This is a genomic window from Flavihumibacter stibioxidans (assembly GCF_014332695.1).
GTDB lineage: Bacteria > Bacteroidota > Bacteroidia > Chitinophagales > Chitinophagaceae > Flavihumibacter > Flavihumibacter stibioxidans.
The window spans coordinates 305,323-323,850 of record NZ_MBUA01000001.1; the positions used below are offsets into that span (position 1 = coordinate 305,323).

Annotated in this window: 13 protein-coding genes; 7 read left to right on the plus strand and 6 right to left on the minus strand. The window is 48.1% G+C overall.

The genetic code is table 11. The annotated features are described in order from the left end of the window. The first annotated feature begins 2 nt into the window (after positions 1–2). The 5 genes from nhaA (at position 3) to BC349_RS01295 (ending at position 7,694) form a co-directional block, all read left to right on the plus strand. Complete coding sequence (gene nhaA / locus BC349_RS01275; protein ID WP_187254941.1) at positions 3–1,181, plus strand: Na+/H+ antiporter NhaA; 1,179 nt, start codon at positions 3–5, stop codon at positions 1,179–1,181. Positions 1,182–1,302: 121 nt separating this feature from the next. Further along, complete coding sequence (locus BC349_RS01280) at positions 1,303–2,052, plus strand: DeoR/GlpR family DNA-binding transcription regulator (RefSeq protein ID WP_187254942.1); 750 nt, start codon at positions 1,303–1,305, stop codon at positions 2,050–2,052. A gap of 34 nt (positions 2,053–2,086) precedes the next feature. Continuing rightward, positions 2,087–5,266 carry a SusC/RagA family TonB-linked outer membrane protein gene (locus BC349_RS01285; RefSeq protein WP_187254943.1) on the plus strand — a complete coding sequence of 1,060 codons (3,180 nt, stop codon included), beginning with the start codon at positions 2,087–2,089 and terminating at the stop codon, positions 5,264–5,266. 20 nt (positions 5,267–5,286) lie between these two features. Continuing rightward, positions 5,287–6,924 carry a SusD/RagB family nutrient-binding outer membrane lipoprotein gene (locus tag BC349_RS01290; protein ID WP_187254944.1) on the plus strand — a complete coding sequence of 546 codons (1,638 nt, stop codon included), beginning with the start codon at positions 5,287–5,289 and terminating at the stop codon, positions 6,922–6,924. Between the two features lie 23 nt (positions 6,925–6,947). Continuing rightward, complete coding sequence (locus tag BC349_RS01295) at positions 6,948–7,694, plus strand: DUF4397 domain-containing protein (RefSeq protein WP_187254945.1); 747 nt, start codon at positions 6,948–6,950, stop codon at positions 7,692–7,694. A 108-nt stretch (positions 7,695–7,802) separates the two neighbouring features. Here the strand turns inward: BC349_RS01295 and BC349_RS01300 are convergent, their stop codons facing one another. The 4 genes from BC349_RS01300 to BC349_RS01315 form a co-directional block, all read right to left on the minus strand. Further along, positions 7,803–8,189, minus strand: coding sequence for a hypothetical protein (locus BC349_RS01300; protein ID WP_187254946.1), 387 nt, complete (start codon positions 8,187–8,189; stop codon positions 7,803–7,805). Positions 8,190–8,203: 14 nt separating this feature from the next. Continuing rightward, positions 8,204–10,447 (minus strand): TonB-dependent receptor domain-containing protein, encoded by a 2,244-nt coding sequence (locus BC349_RS01305; protein ID WP_187254947.1) that lies wholly within the window; start codon positions 10,445–10,447, stop codon positions 8,204–8,206. A gap of 112 nt (positions 10,448–10,559) precedes the next feature. Then, positions 10,560–10,955 (minus strand): hypothetical protein, encoded by a 396-nt coding sequence (locus tag BC349_RS01310; protein ID WP_187254948.1) that lies wholly within the window; start codon positions 10,953–10,955, stop codon positions 10,560–10,562. A gap of 73 nt (positions 10,956–11,028) precedes the next feature. Beyond that, entirely contained in the window at positions 11,029–12,267 is a 1,239-nt protein-coding gene (locus BC349_RS01315; RefSeq protein ID WP_187254949.1) for a nucleoside recognition domain-containing protein, read from the minus strand. Positions 12,268–12,418: 151 nt separating this feature from the next. Here BC349_RS01315 and ychF point away from each other — a divergent pair, with 151 nt between their 5' ends. After that, positions 12,419–13,519 carry a redox-regulated ATPase YchF gene (ychF, locus tag BC349_RS01320; protein ID WP_187254950.1) on the plus strand — a complete coding sequence of 367 codons (1,101 nt, stop codon included), beginning with the start codon at positions 12,419–12,421 and terminating at the stop codon, positions 13,517–13,519. Positions 13,520–13,666: 147 nt separating this feature from the next. Here ychF and BC349_RS01325 read toward each other — a convergent pair whose 3' ends face one another. Both BC349_RS01325 and BC349_RS01330 read right to left on the minus strand, forming a co-directional pair. After that, complete coding sequence (locus BC349_RS01325; RefSeq protein ID WP_187254951.1) at positions 13,667–14,740, minus strand: fasciclin domain-containing protein; 1,074 nt, start codon at positions 14,738–14,740, stop codon at positions 13,667–13,669. Positions 14,741–14,781: 41 nt separating this feature from the next. Beyond that, positions 14,782–17,475 carry a TonB-dependent receptor gene (locus BC349_RS01330; protein ID WP_246456732.1) on the minus strand — a complete coding sequence of 898 codons (2,694 nt, stop codon included), beginning with the start codon at positions 17,473–17,475 and terminating at the stop codon, positions 14,782–14,784. A 123-nt stretch (positions 17,476–17,598) separates the two neighbouring features. Here BC349_RS01330 and BC349_RS01335 point away from each other — a divergent pair, with 123 nt between their 5' ends. Next, on the plus strand, positions 17,599–18,525 hold the full coding sequence (locus tag BC349_RS01335) for a phosphoribosylaminoimidazolesuccinocarboxamide synthase (RefSeq protein WP_187254953.1): 927 nt from the start codon (positions 17,599–17,601) through the stop codon (positions 18,523–18,525). Positions 18,526–18,528: the final 3 nt, after the last annotated feature.

Consider the following 18,528-nt stretch of genomic DNA (forward strand, 5'->3'; position numbering starts at 1 on the left):
TTATGTCAGCATTACCCCGCATCCGGCAGATCATTAAGAACCAGTTTATCAGTCCCATTCAGGAATTCATCAAGGACAGCCGGGCAGTGGGAATCACCCTCCTGGCCTGCACCATTCTTTCCCTTTTGCTGGCCAACAGCCAGTGGAAAGACGGGTATGTGCATTTTTATGAAAAGGAAGCACACCTGGTCAGCTGGCTGCACCTTCCCCACTCCTTTCTGCACTGGATCAACGACGGACTGATGGCCGTTTTCTTTTTCCTGGTTGGAATGGAAATCAAGCGGGAACTGATCATCGGGGAACTCTCCTCCCTCAGGAAAGCGACCCTGCCCATTGCGGCAGCCATCGGAGGCATGCTGGTGCCGGCCGGGATCTACGCCCTATTCAACGCCAACACCGACTATCATTCCGGCTGGGGCATACCAATGGCCACTGACATCGCCTTTTCACTGGGAGTAGCATCACTGCTGGGTTCAAGGGTTCCGGTATCACTGAAGATATTCCTCATGGCCCTGGCCATTATTGACGACCTGGGCGCCATCCTGGTGATCGCCATATTTTATGGTGGTGATATAAGCTGGTACTGGCTGCTGGGCGGAGCCTTAATACTGACCATCCTGCACCTCCTGAACAGGATCAAAAAGCATCATTGGTTTATTACATTGCTGGGTGGTCTGTTATTATGGTATTTTATTTTCAATTCAGGCATCCATGCCACCATCGCAGGTGTGCTTATTGCCTTCCTGGTTCCCCTGGACAAACTCAGCGATTATGAACATACCCTGCATGATCCCGTAAACTTTATCATCCTGCCACTCTTTGCACTCGCCAATACGGCCATAGAAATTCCCGGGAACTTCGGAGAAGCACTCACTACCAGTCTAAGCTGGGGGGTATTGGCCGGATTGGTACTGGGAAAGCCGATTGGCATCACCCTGGCATCCTGGATTACCATTAAAAGCGGGCTGGGTGAAAGACCTTCGGGAACCAACTGGACCCAGCTGATCGGCATGGGCGCACTGGCCGGAATTGGTTTTACCATGTCGATTTTCATCACCATGCTGGCATTTAAGGACCCGGAACCGCAGAATATTGCAAAATTGGCCATCCTTATTGGCGCAGTTGTGTCAGTTTTTGCGGGATTAATCCTGCTTTCGCTTTCAGGTAAACGGGTAAAATAAGCTAGTTACGACCGTTTATTGTTTGTTAATGCCATTTTTCCACATTTTTTTGCCGTTTTAATATTATTTTTTGCCTGTTTTTGCAGTTTTTGCTTTACTTTAACATAGACAAAAACGAAACATGCTTAAACGAGAGCGCCAGGCCTTTATTCTGCACCAGGTCAACCTGCATAATAAGGTCTTATCTGCCCAGCTTTGCCAGGAAATAAATGTCTCTGAAGACACCATCAGGAGAGATTTACAGGAATTGGCCGACCAGCAAAAACTAATCAAGGTGCATGGCGGTGCATTATCACATTCTTTCAGCCAGGTAAATTTTTCTCCGGCCCAGATCTACTCCCGTGAAAACAAGCAACAGATTGCCCAGAAGGCTGCCAGCCTGATCCAGGACGGCATGTTCATTCTTACCAGCGGTGGAACAACCATTCTTGAAATGGCGAGGGCCCTGCCTCCGGGTTTGAAAGCCACTTTCATTTCAGGAAGTATTCCTGCCATCATGGAATACACCAATCATCCTAACATAGAAGTAATAGTCATCGGTGATAAGGTTTCGAAGAATTCCCGGATTACTGTAGGCGCAGAAGCCATTAACCAGATCAAAAGGATCAAGGCGGATATCTGTTTCCTTGGTATCAATGCCATTGACATCAAACATGGCGTTACTGACAATGACTGGGATGTGGTAATGGTCAAGCGGGCAATGATCGAAGCTGCCAACAAAGTGGTATGCCTGACCATTTCTGAAAAGATAAACACCTGCCAGCCCTTGCACATATGTGATATTGACAAGGTTAATACTTTAATAACGGAACGATCGCCTTCTGACCCGATGCTGAAGCAATATGCTGATACTGGTCTGGAGGTACTCTGATAATTTTTTTCTTTTTAATCGCTAAACAGCTGCTATGAGTAAAGTAACAAAGGCCTTATTTGCCTTAATTCTAAGTTGTATGGCAGTTTTCGCCTGGGCCCAGCAAAGGTCCATCACGGGAACTGTTCAGTCTTCAGGTGGCCCATTGGTTGGCGCCACTGTAAACGTTAAGGGCACAACCCGTTCCACCAGTACGGATGAGAACGGGCGCTTCACCATCTCCGCTCAGAATGGTGATGTCCTGTCGATTTCCTACATTGGATACACTTCGATGGAAATCAGGGTAGCCGATGGCACCAGCTTCAACATAAGTCTCGCCCAGGAGGAAGACGCGATGGAAGAAGTGGTGGTAGCCATGGACATTAAGAGAAAGCCCCGCGAACTGGGTTATTCCACCCAGTCTGTAAAGGGTGCCGAGATCCAGCAAACCCAGCGCGAAAACTTCGTGAACAGTCTGCAGGGTCGCGTGGCAGGTCTGACCATCAACCAGACCTCCGGAATCGCAGGTGCCTCTTCACAGATCGTTTTACGCGGATTCAACTCCCTCTCGCTGAACAACCAGCCGCTCTTTGTGGTGGATGGGGTGATCATCGACAACAACACCATTGATGAGAACAGTGGTGGTGGCAGTGGTATCGGTCTGGCATCTGACCGTCCCAACAGAAACAACGACTATGCCAACCGAATTTCAGATATCAACCCAAATGATATTGAAAACATTACCGTACTCAAAGGACCGGAAGCTACAGCGCTTTACGGAAGCCAGGCCAGTTCCGGCGCGGTGATCATAACTACGAAAAAAGCCAAGACTAATGAACTGGCTGTACAGTATGACAACTCTTTCCGGATGAGTAAGGTGACCCGTTTGCAGGATACCTATAATGAGTATTCGAATGGTACCAATGGTGCGCCTTCCGCCATTTTAAGGTATTTCGGACCAAAATATGCAGAAGATGCGCCCCGGTATGACAACATCGGCAATTTCTTCCGGACCGGATTTTCGCAAACCCACAACCTGGGTGCTGATTTCGGCTATGGCAAATCCATCTTCCGGGTTTCAGGTTCCTATTTCAACCAGAATGGTGTAGTGCCGGCCAACGATTTCAAACGTTATAACCTGCGCATTTCAAATACCACCAAGATCGGCAAGAAGATAGAACTCATTCCATCACTTGCCTATGCCCGTTCCGAGAACGACAAGGTGTTGAGAAGTGCCGGCGGTTACCTGTTGAGTTTATATGCATGGCCTGTTACCAATGATATCAACAGATACCAGGATGAAGATGGGAATAAGCTGCCGCTGCTGGCAACCATTGCCGGTACCGGTGAAATTGACAACCCTTTCTTTAACGTGTATAAGAACAACAGCCGCGACGTAACAGACCGACTCACCGCCACCATGGGTATTAACTATAATCCCTTTGACTGGCTGAGCGTTTCCGGCCGTTTCGGTTATGACACCTATAAGACAGAAGGTTATACCCGTTACCATCCCCTGTCCTATTTCCTCTCCGCTGCAACGCGTGGAAACCAGGATAACTTCTATCGCCGTTATGAAGGATACAACCATACCATCACTGCAACTGCGAGGAAAAAAGTCGGTGACTTTACCCTGCGGGCCATGGCAGGTACCATGTGGCAGGATTATCAAACCCGTATGTTTGCCGTTGCCGGCAGCCGCCTGGTTGATTCCATTGTGAATGGTATCATGTATAAAGGTGGTACCATTATAACCGATGCCAATTATAATGAACTGATTGGTTTGCCATCTGATTCCAACGCAACGAATCCGACAACCCGGACCCGCCTGCTGCAGAATAATTTTGGCAAATACAACCAGCAGATCCTTCGTCAGCTGGCTTATTTTGGTGAAGTGTCGGTAGGGTATAAAAACCTCGCCTTCCTGAACTATACCCATCGCTTTGAAACAGCTTCCACGCTGCCTAAAAAGAACAGGAACTATAATTATCCCGGTGTCAGCCTTAGTTTGATCATGTCTGATATCTTCCCCGTTCTGAAGCAGGGGCCAGTCATGAATTACTTTAAATTAAGGGGATCCGTAGCCAGCACGGCAAGACTGAACACGCCTTATTCCACCCAGTCGGTTTTCGTAAACAACTTTGCAAGCGGCGGCGGTTACTCGTATGGATTTACCAATGCCAACCCCGACCTGAAGCCGGAAACACAAAGCACATTTGAAATCGGATCAGAATTCAAACTGTGGAATAACCGCATCACACTGGAAGGTACTTATTACAATACCCTGAACAAGGGACAGATCGTTGAAAACTTCCGCCTCAGTTATGGAACCGGTTTCGTACTGAACACACAAAATGCCGCCAGCACACGCAACCAGGGTATTGAAATCATGCTCGATGCGAATGTGGTGAAAAGCAGCAAATTCGGATGGAACCTGATGCTGAACTTCAACAAGATGTACAATAAGGTGGTGAAAATGCCTGCCATGGTGAAAGAATTTTATATTTCCGATACCTGGTTGTATGGTAACGCAAGAGGCGGACTGGTGATGAATGGTCCGACCACGTCCATCACTTCCTACGGGTACAAGAGGAACAATGCCGGACAGATTCTGATTAACCCGCTGACTGGTTTGCCTGTTAACGACCCGACCTTCCTGGTTAGGGGCGATCGTAACCCGGATTTCACTTTAGGTATTAACAACCGCTTTACATACGGTAACCTGGAATTGAAAATCCTGTTCGACCTGAAAGTCGGTGGCGATATCTTTAATGCCACCAAAATGTACCTCACTTCAATTGGTAAAAGCATGGTTACTGCCGACAGGTATACCCCCCGCATAATTGAAGGCGTTTTGAATGACGGCTTGCAGGACACAGAAAATCCAACACCAAACACCATTTCCGTTATTCCTGCATACAACGATGCCTATTATACATCCACATCCATGCCGGAAGAAGCTTTCATGGAGAAGGATGTTAACTGGCTGAGACTTCGCGACGTAACTCTAAGCTATGTCTTCCCCAGGCGCATCTACAGTAAATTGAAATCCGTGAAAACCATCAGTGCATTTGTAACCGGTAATGACTTGTTATTGTTTACCAATTATTCCGACGGTGATCCTTCCGTAAGTGGTAACACTGCAGGAAGCCGCGGCGTGGGCGGATTTGGTTTTGACTATGGAACACTTCCTCCGCCGATCAGCGTAAACATTGGATTCAGGGTTGGTTTTTAATGACTAAAAAAGTTGAACTTATGAAGCGTTTAATAAACACATACACATTCTTGCTGGCAGCCACTGCCTCATTGCTGCTGGGTGGATGTTCGAAAAAAATTGACGAAGCATTCCTAAACCCCAATGCATCTGTAAGGGTACCGATTGAACAGATATTACCAGGTGTTATCGGCAACTTTGTAGGCAGTTCTTCTGCTGCAGGGTCGTCTTATGGTACTGCATATGATGGTCTTTATGTGGGCCGCTACGTGCAGTTCTGGGCAACCAATACTTCCGGCAGCCAATATGACCAGATGGGTGGTGTAACAGGTGCCAGTGACCTGCTGGGTTCTGTTTGGGCCATGCATTATTATGGAATGGGACAAAACCTGAACAAGATAATTGAATGGGGAACTGAAGAAGAAAAATGGGATTATGTTGGGGTTGGACTGGCCATCAGGGCCTGGAGCATGCTGACCCTTACCAATATGTATGGTGAGGCCCCCGTCAGAGATGCCTTCAATACCAGCAAGCTTACATTTAATTATGATGAACAACCCCTTATTTATGATACGGTACGCAGCATTGCCAGGCAGGCTGTTACCTACCTGGAGCGAACCGATGGAAATGTTGGCAAAGGCAATTTAGCTATCGCCGATGCTTTTTTCAACGGCGGCGATGTTAACAAATGGAAGAAGTTTGCCTATGCAGTTATTGCCCGCTCATTTAACCACCTGACTAACAAGTCAAGCTATAATGCAGACAGCGTGGTGAAGTATTGCGACCTGGCCATGAATACCAATGCGGAAAACGCAGTGGCAAAATTTGCCAATACAGGCATTGCAGGTACTTCCAATTTCTTTGGTCCGATCAGGTCAAATGTGGGAACACTCCGGCAGACTGCATTTGCTGCCAACCTTGTAACCGGGAAGAACAGTATGTTCACCGGAGCATACGATCCAAGGGCGCATTACCTCCTGAGGGAAGATTCTACCGGGGAAATTACCGGAATCGTTCCCAACAAGGGCAGCAGCGGATTGCCTGCGAAAAACCTGCCCTTTGGATTTTGGGGTAGCGGATTCGCAGTAACCGCAGCTCCTTCCAGCGATGCTTCTGCCCGCTATTTATTCAAGAATGGCAGCCCCTTCCCCATCATTACCGCAAGCGAAATCAAGTTCATAAAGGCTGAAGCCCTCCTGCGCAAAGGAAGTAAAACAGAAGCTCTACAAGCCTATCGCCAGGGTATAGAACTGAGCATTGATATGCTGCGCGATAACTACCCGCAGGCCATTCCCGCCGGCAAGGAAATTACCGAAACCAGCAAGAACGAGTTCCTGGCCAATCCGGTTGTTGTTCCGGCTGCTGAAGACCTGACCCTGTCGCACATTATGCTGCAGAAATACATTGCCCTATATGGTTATGGATTTATGGAAACCTGGGTTGATATGCGTCGCTATCATTATATCGACAATGATCCGGTAACCGGCACACAGGTATATGCTGACCTGACTGTTCCTTCCGGAATTGACCTGTTTGTTAACAACAACGGAAAACTGGTTTACCGTGCACGTCCGCGTTATAACTCGGAATACATCTACAATGTGGATGAACTGCAGCGCATAGGTGCACTTGAACTTGATTACCATACAAAGGAGCAGTGGTTCACCATACCACAATAATCCCCCATTTAAATGCATATAATATGACAAAAAAATATATCACCGGTTTTTCAGCAGTGGCAGTTTTGGCTGCCCTGCTGATCACAGGCTGTAAGCGGGAAACATTTAAACCCCTGGCGGCCGAAAATTTCGAACTTGCCAACAAAGCCTTTATCAGGTTTTATAATGCAGCCCTGAGTACCACAAAAAATTACCTCTACCAGGGGGATGTTCCCTTAACCGGAGCAGCCGTGGCCTATGGCGGTGTGTTCCCTTCCAGTGCAGGCTTTTATGGTACGGTGAATTCCGGCCAACAGAACCTGCTGATCAAAGACACGACCACCGGCGCCACCCAAAACCAGGTAACGGTTTCTGCCAATTTCGATGCAGGAAAGAGGTATACCATATTCACCTACGACACCCTTACTTCCGTTAAGTACCTGGCAGTAGAAGATGTGATCGAAGTGCCGGCTGATACATCAGCCCGCCTTCGCTTTGTAAACCTGCCATTCAGCAGGACTGATGTTCCCAATATTGACATCTATTCCAAGAAAGCCAACCAGAACATCTTCACCAATGTCAGTCCGCTGAGCGCCACCAGCTTTATTCCCTATGCCTCCGTACAGTCTGATACACTGTATGTAAGGGCTACCGGTACTACTGACAATGTTGCCACCCTGAATAACTTTATCGCTTCCAGGAGAAGGTCCTATACCCTCATCTTCCGTGGTAATTACAACGCGACTTCAGGAGCAACTGCAAGAACACTGACATCACTGCTGACATACTAAGATTTCCGAAACAGGATCGCAAAACCGAGATTTTGATGATCCAGCCCAAAAGCGAGGGCGCTGCCAATTCGGCAGCGCCCTCGCTTTTCCCCACCCGTCGGGTGAATTCTACTTCCTGCACTTTTCCATCAGCTCATGGAAGATATCATGGGCATCAGTGATCATTTTTTTCAGGTCTGCTTCGGGTTTACCGGTTTTTACAGCCTCGCCGATTTTTTCAATCTGCCTTACAAGTTTATCCAGTATGGGCGCAGTAATTTGCTGGTTATAACCCTGGGGCACTTTAGACTGCTGCCATGCTTTCGCAAGGCTTAGCAGTTCCCCTGAATTTTCCTTCAATGGTTTCAAATTATTCTCTTCTGCGGGATGGAAGGTCTTACTCATCACACCATGGAAATCGTGCATCTCCTTCCAGTTTGCTTTCGTTTGTGCATGGGCAGTAACCGCTGCAAATACCAGCAGGGTTGCCATCATAAAATTTCTGAACAGTTTCATAATTTTTGATTTAATTAAAATGAATAAGATGCCATCAGCACCAGGCTTCTTCCGGGTGCATTCAATGGCAGGGTTGGCCGGATATAGCGACTCAGATGCTCGCGATAGGCCACATCTGTTATATTGTTCACAGCCACCGTGAGCTGCAAATTTTTAACCACCACAGCCCTGGCTCCCAGGTCAAGTGTCGTAAATGATGCGGTCTTTTTCTCACCAAAATCATCTGCAATGCGATCCTGCTTCAGTGAATGGCGCAGTTGTCCGTACGGCATGATCTTATCCCGGAACAACTTTCCTTCCAGCCTGTAACGGAGATCCATAGGTGCTATTTCAGGAAGGGGCTTACCGGTAGTTTTATTCTCACCCCAGGTATAGGCTGCGGTCAGCTGGTGTTGCAATACCGGCAGCCACTGCTGTTGCCAGCTGAATTCAAAACCGGCCAGCCTGGCTTCATCAATATTGATGTACTGCCTAACGCCCGGCGCACCAAAGCGGGGTTTGATATCAGGATTGATGGAAGAACTGATATAGTCTTTCACCAGCGAAGCAAAAGCATTCAACTGCACGGAAGTGTTGCCAGACTTATAGCCGATCATCAGGTCGGCCTGGTTATTGGCTTCCGGTTTCAGGTCAGGGTTGCCCAGCATTTCATAAGGATCCATGCCGATCTGGAGCGAATTGATATACCGCTCTGTAAGGTTGGCTGAACGAACGCCCCTTCCCAGCCAGAAACCGGCCTGCCAATGGTTGTTCCACTGCCGGCTGATGCCAGCGCTAAAACTCCCGTTTATGTCGGTCTGGTCTGTCGAAGAATATTGGGCTGTAAATTTGGAGGATGGATTGCCTGCGCTTCCCTGCACGAGATCCAGCCTTCCTGAGACACTGAGGCGATACAGGTTCAATTGGTGGTACCATTCGCCAAACAATCCGCCCCGCCTGATTTCACCATTCTGCCAAACAGTATCCACAAAGGTTTTACCCGCCATGGGTCCGGTGATCATTTTCCTGATCCGGTCGCCGGTAGCCGTTTCAAGTTTCATATCCGCCCCAAAATAGAGTTGTGATCTTGTGGTAAGAACAGCAAACTCAGTGCGCCCTCCCCAGGTTTTTGTATTGGCATCCACTGAACTGAGCATGCTGGCGGCCGATGGCCTCAGTTCATTACCCATCCTGTGATCAACAAAAGAGCCATACACCTGGGTGGTCCAGGTATTATACCAGCGATGCTTACCCGAAATTTTGTATTGTCCGTTCAGCATCCAGGTATCATCACTCAGCAGGTCCATCATCAACACCGGAAAATCAGTTTTCCTGGCGAAATTCCGGGTAACGGAGAGGCTCAATTGCTGATCTGCCTTTACCAGCACATCGGCATTGATACCAACTGCCCCCCTGCTGAAACGGGCGGGAATAATACTGTCATTGCCATCGGAATAGTTATGTCCTTTTGAATAGGAACCTACCCCACTCAGCTGGAATTTTTTGCCCCTTACTCCCAACTGGCCTTCCGCACGGTAAATATCTCCATTGCTTTCATATCCGGTATTGAAGCGGCCAAACAACTCTGGTTTTTCCCTGAATTCGGGGGCAGCGGTCTTAAAATTAATGATCGCTCCCATAGCCGGCCCATAACGGAAGCTATGTGGTCCTTTCAGTATCTCCACCTGGTCAGCCTGGCTTACCAGCACCTGGCTGGAAGGTGGATCCATACGGTTGGGACAGGCAGCGGTGGAGGTCATCACACCGTTGGTGAGCAGTGCCAGCTGGTCGAGCTTGAACCCCCTGAACACAGGGTCAAATCCAAAAGCCCCGCTTTTTTTAATGGCTGCGAAACCGGGAATCTGTTGCAGAACCTGGCCCGCATCGTGCTGCACCCAGTCGCCATGTTCCAGTTTCACTGATTCCTTGTTTTCCTTTCCCTTGAGCGCGTAAACGGTAACAGGGTTCAGGTATAATGCAGAGGCGGGTTCCAGCAGGATCCAGCCCCTGCCCATCGCTTCCCTCAGTTCGGCAGGTGTCAATGCCAATTCCTCAAAAGAGATATGCGTCAGAAATAAATAATTGTCGCCTTCGGGTGCCAGCCGGATGAAACCGTCCTTATCCGATTGTCCCTTCTGTTTGCCCAACTGGTAATTGGCAAATGCGATGGGCCTGAGGGTATTTTTTTCTTTTAACTGTATGGTTTGTTGCGCAAAACTTACAATAGCCAGATGCGCAAGTAGTATCAATAAGGATAGCTTTCCTGATATAATTTTCATGCCCAGTAAATGTTTAATGAATTACCTGAATACAGTATTGCACCGGAACCGGCCGGTCGCCGCCCGGAGTTACCGTCATGGTCAGGTCAGAATAAATGAATAAACAAGCCGATCAGGAGACACGCGGCGGATGAAAAATATCAAAGGATTGGTCCACGATCTTACCGGTGGAAAGAATGATGACTTTATTTATAATAGCCGGAGTTTCAGCGGGAATTACTTCTACGCTGAAGAAAGATTTTGTGGAAGACGGCAGTTCTGTTTTGTTTTCCGTTTTGCTTTCCGGGTTTTTCTGTTCCCTGGATTCCTGTTTCTGCAATTTCTTCATCAGGATACACTGCCCATTACAGTTCAGCTGTGGCCTTGATTTGTTTTCGCAGTTGGCAAGGTAAGCTGCCCTGTCGGCATAATAATCGGTCACAATCAATGCCCGGCTGAAAGCCTGGATCATGAATGCCGACAGCAACAGTACCACAATAATTTGCCTGTATGTATTACGGGGTTCCAAACGGAAGCAAAAGTATTGAACCCTGAATATTCAGAAGGTGATCTTGATCATTAAATTTCCAAACCAGTCATATTTATTTAAAGAATATATATGCGATGATAATAGCTGCAATTACACCGATAAAATCGGCCAGCATTCCGGCCCAGATAGAATAGCGGACTTTTTTTATACCAACGCTGCCAAAGTAAAGTGCGATGATATAAAAGGTGGTGTCTGCAGATCCCTGGAAAATACTGGCCGCCAGTCCGGGGAAGGAATCAGGTCCCAGTTCCGGATTCTTGAAGATGTCCAGCATCATTCCCCTGGCACCACTCCCACTGAAAGGCTTCATGATGGCTACGGGTAAGGCTGGTACAAAATCTGTATCAAATCCGAGTGTGCGGATAACCCAGGCAAAGGCGTTGATAACATATTCGAGGGCACCTGAATCGCGAAATACCCGAATGGCCACCAGCATGCCCACCAGGTAGGGAATAATCTTCAGCACCACATCAAATCCACCCTTCGCTCCTTCAATAAAAGCATCGAATACATGCACTTTTTTCCAGACGCCGCCCATGATGAAACTAACCACTATCACAAATAGAACAAGGTTTCCGGCCACTTTGGAGAATATCTCTTTTTGTTCAGGGGAGAGTCCGTTGATATAAAACAGCAAGACCCCCACTCCGGCCAATGCCGAGGCAATCCAGCCGATCAGTACAAGGTCCCATTTGATCTTTTGCCAGATACTCACCACCACTACGCTGGCCAGGGTGGTCATCAGTGTACCGATCACACATGGAATAAAGATCGAAGCCGGCGAGGTACTGCCGGCTGATATTCGGTAAGCAATGATGGATAGCGGTATCAATGTCAGTCCGGATGTATGCAGCACCAGGAACATGATCTGTGCGTTGGTTGCTTTTTCCTTGTCGGGGTTGATCTCCTGAAGGCTCTCCATGGCCTTGAGGCCAAAAGGTGTGGCGGCATTGTCGAGCCCCAGCATATTGGCCGAGAAATTCATGACCATCTGCCCCATGGCGGGATGTCCGTCGGGAACACCCGGAAAGATCCTTTTCATCAGCGGGTTCAGGAAACGCGCCAGGAAACGCACCGCACCAGCCTTTTCGGCAATATTCATCAGGCCGAGGAAAAAGACCATGGTTCCGGCCAATGGCAGGGCTACATCCATTACAGAAGACTTGGCAGAGTCAAAAATGCCGTCAGACAATTTCTTGAAGATCTCCACATCGCCAAAAACAATCAGCTTGATCAGGGCTATCACAAAAGCAATCAGGAAAAATGCGATCCAGACATAGTTGAGCGCCATAGTCAGAATTTAATGGAAACTGTGAAAATATGGAAATGTCAACACATCACCACATCACCCTATCCATTGCTGCAGCAAACCAACAAACCATCATCTTTCCCTATCTTTGCGGCCCGAAACGAAGGTTATACATCACAAATAATAAACATCCATGGGATTACAAGCAGGAATCGTAGGATTACCCAATGTTGGAAAGTCAACGCTGTTCAATGCCGTCAGCATCAGTGCCAAGGCGCAGGCCAGCAATTACCGCTTTTGTACCATCGAGCCCAATGTGGGACTGGTAGACGTTCCCGATGAGCGGATGGACAAACTGGCGGAACTGGTAAAACCAAACCGTACGGTTCCGACGCAGATCGAAATTGTAGATATAGCCGGACTGGTGAAAGGTGCCAGCAAGGGCGAGGGCCTGGGGAATAAATTCCTGGCCAATATCCGCGAGGTGGATGCCATTGTGCATGTGATCCGCTGCTTCGAGGATGAAAACATCCTGCGTGATGAAGGTCCCATCAACCCCGTTGGTGATAAGGATATCATCGATACAGAACTGCAGTTGAAGGACCTGGAAAGCGTGGAAAGGAAATTGCAGCGCACAGAGAAAATGGTACGTACCGGTGATCCGAAAGTAAAAGCAGAACTGGAAGTGTTGAAAACCTGTTATGCCCACCTGGAACAGGGAAAAAATATCCGTGAACTCAACCTGAGCAAGGAAGACCAGGCAGCCATTGCTGACCTTTTCCTTCTGACGGAAAAGCCTGTACTGTATGTAGCCAATGTGGATGAGCCATCCATGCATACAGGAAACAAATTCTCAGAGGCACTGAAAGCTGCCGTGGCTAAAGAAGGCGCCCAGGTGATCGTAATGAACAATAGTATTGAACAGCAGATCGCAGAACTGGAAGATCCGGATGACAAGGCATTGTTCATGGAAGAATATAAAATGACAGAACCAGCCCTGAACAAACTAATCAGGGCAACCTACCAGTTACTGAATCTTCAGACCTACTTCACTGCCGGTGTACAGGAAGTGCGTGCCTGGACCATCCACGAAGGCTGGAAAGCACCACAGGCTGCCAGTGTGATTCATACCGATTTTGAAAAAGGATTCATCAAGGCCGAAGTGATTTCCTACAACGATTTTATCCAATACGGGTCCGAAGCTGCCTGCCGTGATGCCGGCAGGCTCCGCATCGAAGGAAAGGAATACATTGTGAAGGATGGGGATGTGATGCATTTCAGGTTTAATGTCTGAGAAAGATCTCTCCCGTCCGGGTGGCGCCCTGAATACAACGAAAGCGCCTCCCGACGGGTGAAATCCCGACCACCCCATCAAATAACCACCAATAAAAAAGCTACCGTTTCATCCGGTAGCTTTTTTATTAATCTGTTGATCAGCCGGTTACGGCATGAACGGCAATAGTATCTGGTCGATCTTGTGGATCACCCCGTTCACACCATGGATATCCCTGGTAACAATATTGGACGCAGAGGGATTCACCCGGCCCTTGACGGTTGGAGCCAACGGATTGGTGGCATCAAACGTTAAAGGAGGCATACCGGTACTCGCTGGCCCCAACAGGGTTTCAGCTGTTCCACTGTACATATTGGGAGTGAACACGCGGAAAGTAGGCGTGCCATTGATCGCCAGGATATGGTATGCCAAAATACCACGTACTGTTTGAACCGGCAATGCATTGATGGTTTCAATAGCAGGGGGAAGTCCAAGCATAGTCAGTCCTGCCTTGAATGCATCATCAGTAGGTGCAAACAAAGTAATATTCGGGAATGCATAGTTCAGCAGGGAATCAATCCTGCTCAGTCCGGTTGATCCTTCATCTGCCCTTGCGATGGCTGCCCGGAGAAAAGAAAGATCATTGGCACCTGCGATCAGGGTTTTGAGGGTTGCCTGTGGAGGCATCACCAATGCATAAGTCGTATGAATATAACCGTTAGCGGCCTGCTTGTCAAATCCTGTCAGGGGAATATTATTGACATAAGCACCGGCAGTTCTCCGTGAAGGGAATATGGGCATCTTGAACAGCGGCTGGGTAGCCAGTGGCTGTAACATAGATGGCATCTGGATATTCGGATAAGGCAGGGTTGGGATGGCCGCAGAAGGAATGGCCTGGGGCACCACATGGTAACTTAATATAGCCGCCAGTTGTGCAGCTGGCATGCCCCCCACCACTGCTTCGCTGATACCAGAGCGGGTCATGGCCGCATTATCCGGAGCAAACAGGGTGAGCTTATTATTCACATTTCCCCATACCCCCAAAACGCCTGCCTTGGTGGCAGCAGCTTTCAGTATGGAATAATTGGCATCCGTGTTAATAATATCCGCAATGCTCTGTCCCGATGGTGTTGAAGGCTTTATATCCTCCACTTCGGGAACCTTGTTACAGGCGGTGAAAACGGCCGTTGCGGCCAGCAACAGCAGGCCTGAACGGGTGATATTTTTGATACTTGATAACATAATTCATTTTTTGTTGGTCAACAATACATTTCATTGATCGATTAGTACATGTTGTAACCAAATGAGATATAATACAATCCACCAACTATGGAGTTACCAACTGCGTTGAAATAGTACTGGTTCAGCAGGTTGTTGGCACCCAGCTTGACAATCGATTTTGATTTAGGCAGTTTGTAGCTGACCTGTGCATCCAGGGTGTGAATGGCAGGCACATCACCGGTGGCAAAATCACCCTCCGACAGGAAGGAATCCTGCCATTTGTAGGTTGCAACAAATCCATAGCGTTTGTCCTTACCCAATGAACCATTGGCCAGAGTTAAGTTGGCGCGGTATTTTGGCGCGTTGAAAAATGCTACATAATCTTCGGGAACATCCTGCAGGTTGTCAGAAGAACCATTTACAGAAAATACATATCCCTTGTAGAAACGGTAATCAATACTCATGCCATATCCATAGGTCTTCACCTTGTCAGCCAGGTTCACCGGGATAGAGAAAATGCGGCGGGTGGCCGGATTGACAACATCGGCAGGGTTGCCTGTAGTGGATTGCATGATCAGTGTACGGGCCAGGAAATCCTGGTACTGGCCAAAATAGCCATAGGCGTCCACCATAACTTTCCCTTCTGCCAGCAGTCCCTTGTACCCCATTTCAAAGGAAGTGACCGCCTCAGGCTTTACAGCATTAATCGTGTACACCTGACCGGTAGTAGTGGAGAAAACCGGGTTCTTGTCAAACCCGAAGTGTGTGATAAAATCCTTGTTGCCACCAATCAGTCGCACATTCGAACCAACCGCCAGGTTTATCCATTGTTGCTGTGTGGAGGGGAAACGATAAGCCGACTGGTAGGAGAACCGAAGGTTGTTGTTCTTCGCTACCTGCAATACAGCCGTAGCCCTTGGTGTCAGACGTCCCTTGAAGTTTTCGTTCTTATCATAACGGCCACTAAAGGTCAGTTTCAGCACATCACCGAACAGCCTGCGGCTCGCCTGGATATAGGCACCAAATTCCCTGATCTTGATGTTACCGCTAGAATCCGCGAACAATGTTCCTTCTGAATTCAGCACATAGGTCTTGTAATTACCGCCCACCAGGATGTCGGCAACTTTGCCGGTAGCATGGGTAAGGTTATACTGTCCTTCCGTATTGTACAGATCGGTCTTATCAACAAACAGGCCACCACCTTTTACAATGGGAATACTTCTGATGCGGTCAAATATTTGGTTGAACTGGGTGCTGCCTGCAACGGGTCGTCCCTGGTCAGCCACAGCCCTCGCAGCATTATGCGCATCGAGGTTGGCCATCCCGCTTAACAGGTTGGCAACATAAGTCTGACCATATTGTGAATACCAGGAGGTTGAAGGCTTCCAGGCTTCGTTAAATAAACGGGTAGTTACGGTTGCGTTGTATGACTGCCCGGCATTTTCCTGTGTGGTATAGGAACGAATGAACCAGTTTTTATGATTCAGTTCCAGTTTGTACTGTGCTATTTTCAGGTCGCGCAGGGAATACCTTTCAGAACCTGTATAAACGGTATTACCAGTACCAAAATAACCGGCAAATACTGCTTCCAGGTTTTCAGTTATCTTATAATGAAGCGCACCGCTGAGTTTGAAGTTTACGGTATTGGGATCAACAATTTCCCTTTCTGTATAACCTGTGCGGGAAACAGGAATCGCCTTGTTGGTATCGAGTGAATATATATAAGGAGCCAGGAAGGGGGCCTGCTTTGAAATGGGAATCAGCACATTCTTCATCAGGTCTGTAGTGGTTTCATCTCCATAAACGTTCACACCATCGTAATTGGGATCGGTCTGGCGGGTACCGGGAATGACCCTGCCGTTTGTACCAAGGCGCGCATAGTTGCGGTAGTCCGCGCCCACCCAGTCTTTCGCCTGGATGAATTCACCTGTGATCTTGTAGGCGAATTTATCGGATACTTTCTGTGCCCAGCGTATTGCCCAGTTGTGGTAAGCACCCGCATCATCACGGTAACGCTTATCCGTATGCATGATACCTTCCTTTACCTGGAAAGAGAGGCCGGTATAACGGAAAGGACTCTTACTGTTGATCAGCAGGGTTCCGTTCATACCACCCGGACCATAAAGGGCGGAAGATGCACCCGGCAGCAATTCCATATTGTCAACGTCCAGTTCGTTCAGCCCCACAATGGTACCAACCGAAAAATTCAATCCCGGTGCCTGGTTATCCATACCATCTATCACCTGGTTAAAGCGGGTATTACCACTTCCGTTGAATCCACGGGTACTGGGAGTCTTGAATGTGAGGGAGGATGTTGTCAGGTCGACCCCTTTCAGGTTACCAACAATATCATAATAAGAGGCGGCAGGCGCCACCCTGATGGATGCACTGTTCACCCTTTCAATTGAAACCGGGGATTCAAGTATCCTTTCCGGCACACGGCTGGCAGATACCACCACCTCCGTACCCAGTTGGGTGGAAGGAACAAAACTGACATTAATAACATCTGATGCGTTATTCACCACTACTTCCTGGCTCTCAAAACCAATGGAAGAAAAGATTAAAGTAAATGGTGGTTTTTGGGAAGTTGTCAGGGTAAAATTTCCCTTGTCATCAGTAAAGGTACCGGAGCCGGTTCCTTTGATGGTTACTGACACGGCTGGCACTGCTTCCTGGCTTGTGCTGGTCTTAACGTTTCCGGTAATGGTAACGGTTTGGGCAAACGCAGCAATCGAAAGGAATACAGCCAACAGCATGCAAGCAATTTTGCTGTAGCTTTTTCTCATACCTCGTGGGTTTTAGTTGTGTATTTCTGTGGCAAAATAAGGATTTATTGAATCCGTCAATTTTTTTTCCAAATGGCTCTATACCTTCGTATTATGGCACAATTTCAATTCCCCGGACAAACGGCATTTTATAAAGGAAAAGTAAGGGATGTGTATACCATCCACGATAATCTCCTGGTTATGGTAGCGTCAGATCGCATCTCCGCATTTGATGTGATTCTTCCCAAACCCATTCCTTATAAAGGACAAGTATTGAACCAGATTGCTGCATACATGCTGCAGGCCACCAGCGATATTTGCCCCAACTGGTTGCTGGAATCCCCGGCACCCAATGTGTCCATCGGAAAGAAATGTACACCTTTTAAAATTGAAATGGTTGTGCGTGGCAACCTTACCGGACACGCCTGGCGCACCTATAGCTCCGGCAAGCGGACCCTCTGCGGTGTTACCATGCCCGAGGGAATGAAAGAGAACGACTTCTTCCCCACCCCCATTATCACACCTTCCACCAAAGCGGCCGAAGGACATGATGAGGATATCAGCAGGGAAGATATCATCGCAACCGGACTGGCCAGCGCAGAAGACTGGGCTGTCCTGGAGAAGTACACCCTGGCGCTGTTCGCAAGAGGAAAAGAGATTGCAGCCAAACAGGGGCTGATCCTCGTTGACACCAAATACGAATTCGGAAAGATCGGAGATACCATTTACCTGATGGATGAAATCCATACCCCCGACTCCTCCCGTTATTTTTATGCCGATGGCTTTGAGGAAAGGCAGGCAAAGGGCGAGAAACAAAAGCAACTCAGCAAGGAGTTCGTACGCGAATGGCTGATCGCCAATAATTTCATGGGCAAGGAAGGACAGACCGTACCTGAGATGACACCCGAATGGATCAACACCATCAGTAAACGTTATATTGAGCTGTACGAGCAGGTGATAGGAAAAAAATTCGAACCACAGTCATGGTCAGACGAAGATACCAAAACGGCCATTGAAGCGGCTTTAAAAAAACATGCGTAAATT

Coding starts and splice junctions, on each gene's coding strand:
- nhaA (WP_187254941.1), top strand. CDS start 3: ATGTCAGCATTACCCCGCATCCGGCAGATCATTAAGAACCAGTTTATC.
- BC349_RS01280 (WP_187254942.1), top strand. CDS start 1,303: ATGCTTAAACGAGAGCGCCAGGCCTTTATTCTGCACCAGGTCAACCTG.
- BC349_RS01285 (WP_187254943.1), top strand. CDS start 2,087: ATGAGTAAAGTAACAAAGGCCTTATTTGCCTTAATTCTAAGTTGTATG.
- BC349_RS01290 (WP_187254944.1), top strand. CDS start 5,287: ATGAAGCGTTTAATAAACACATACACATTCTTGCTGGCAGCCACTGCC.
- BC349_RS01295 (WP_187254945.1), top strand. CDS start 6,948: ATGACAAAAAAATATATCACCGGTTTTTCAGCAGTGGCAGTTTTGGCT.
- BC349_RS01300 (WP_187254946.1), bottom strand. CDS start 8,189: ATGAAACTGTTCAGAAATTTTATGATGGCAACCCTGCTGGTATTTGCA.
- BC349_RS01305 (WP_187254947.1), bottom strand. CDS start 10,447: ATGAAAATTATATCAGGAAAGCTATCCTTATTGATACTACTTGCGCAT.
- BC349_RS01315 (WP_187254949.1), bottom strand. CDS start 12,267: ATGGCGCTCAACTATGTCTGGATCGCATTTTTCCTGATTGCTTTTGTG.
- ychF (WP_187254950.1), top strand. CDS start 12,419: ATGGGATTACAAGCAGGAATCGTAGGATTACCCAATGTTGGAAAGTCA.
- BC349_RS01325 (WP_187254951.1), bottom strand. CDS start 14,740: ATGTTATCAAGTATCAAAAATATCACCCGTTCAGGCCTGCTGTTGCTG.
- BC349_RS01330 (WP_246456732.1), bottom strand. CDS start 17,475: ATGCTGTTGGCTGTATTCCTTTCGATTGCTGCGTTTGCCCAAACCGTT.
- BC349_RS01335 (WP_187254953.1), top strand. CDS start 17,599: ATGGCACAATTTCAATTCCCCGGACAAACGGCATTTTATAAAGGAAAA.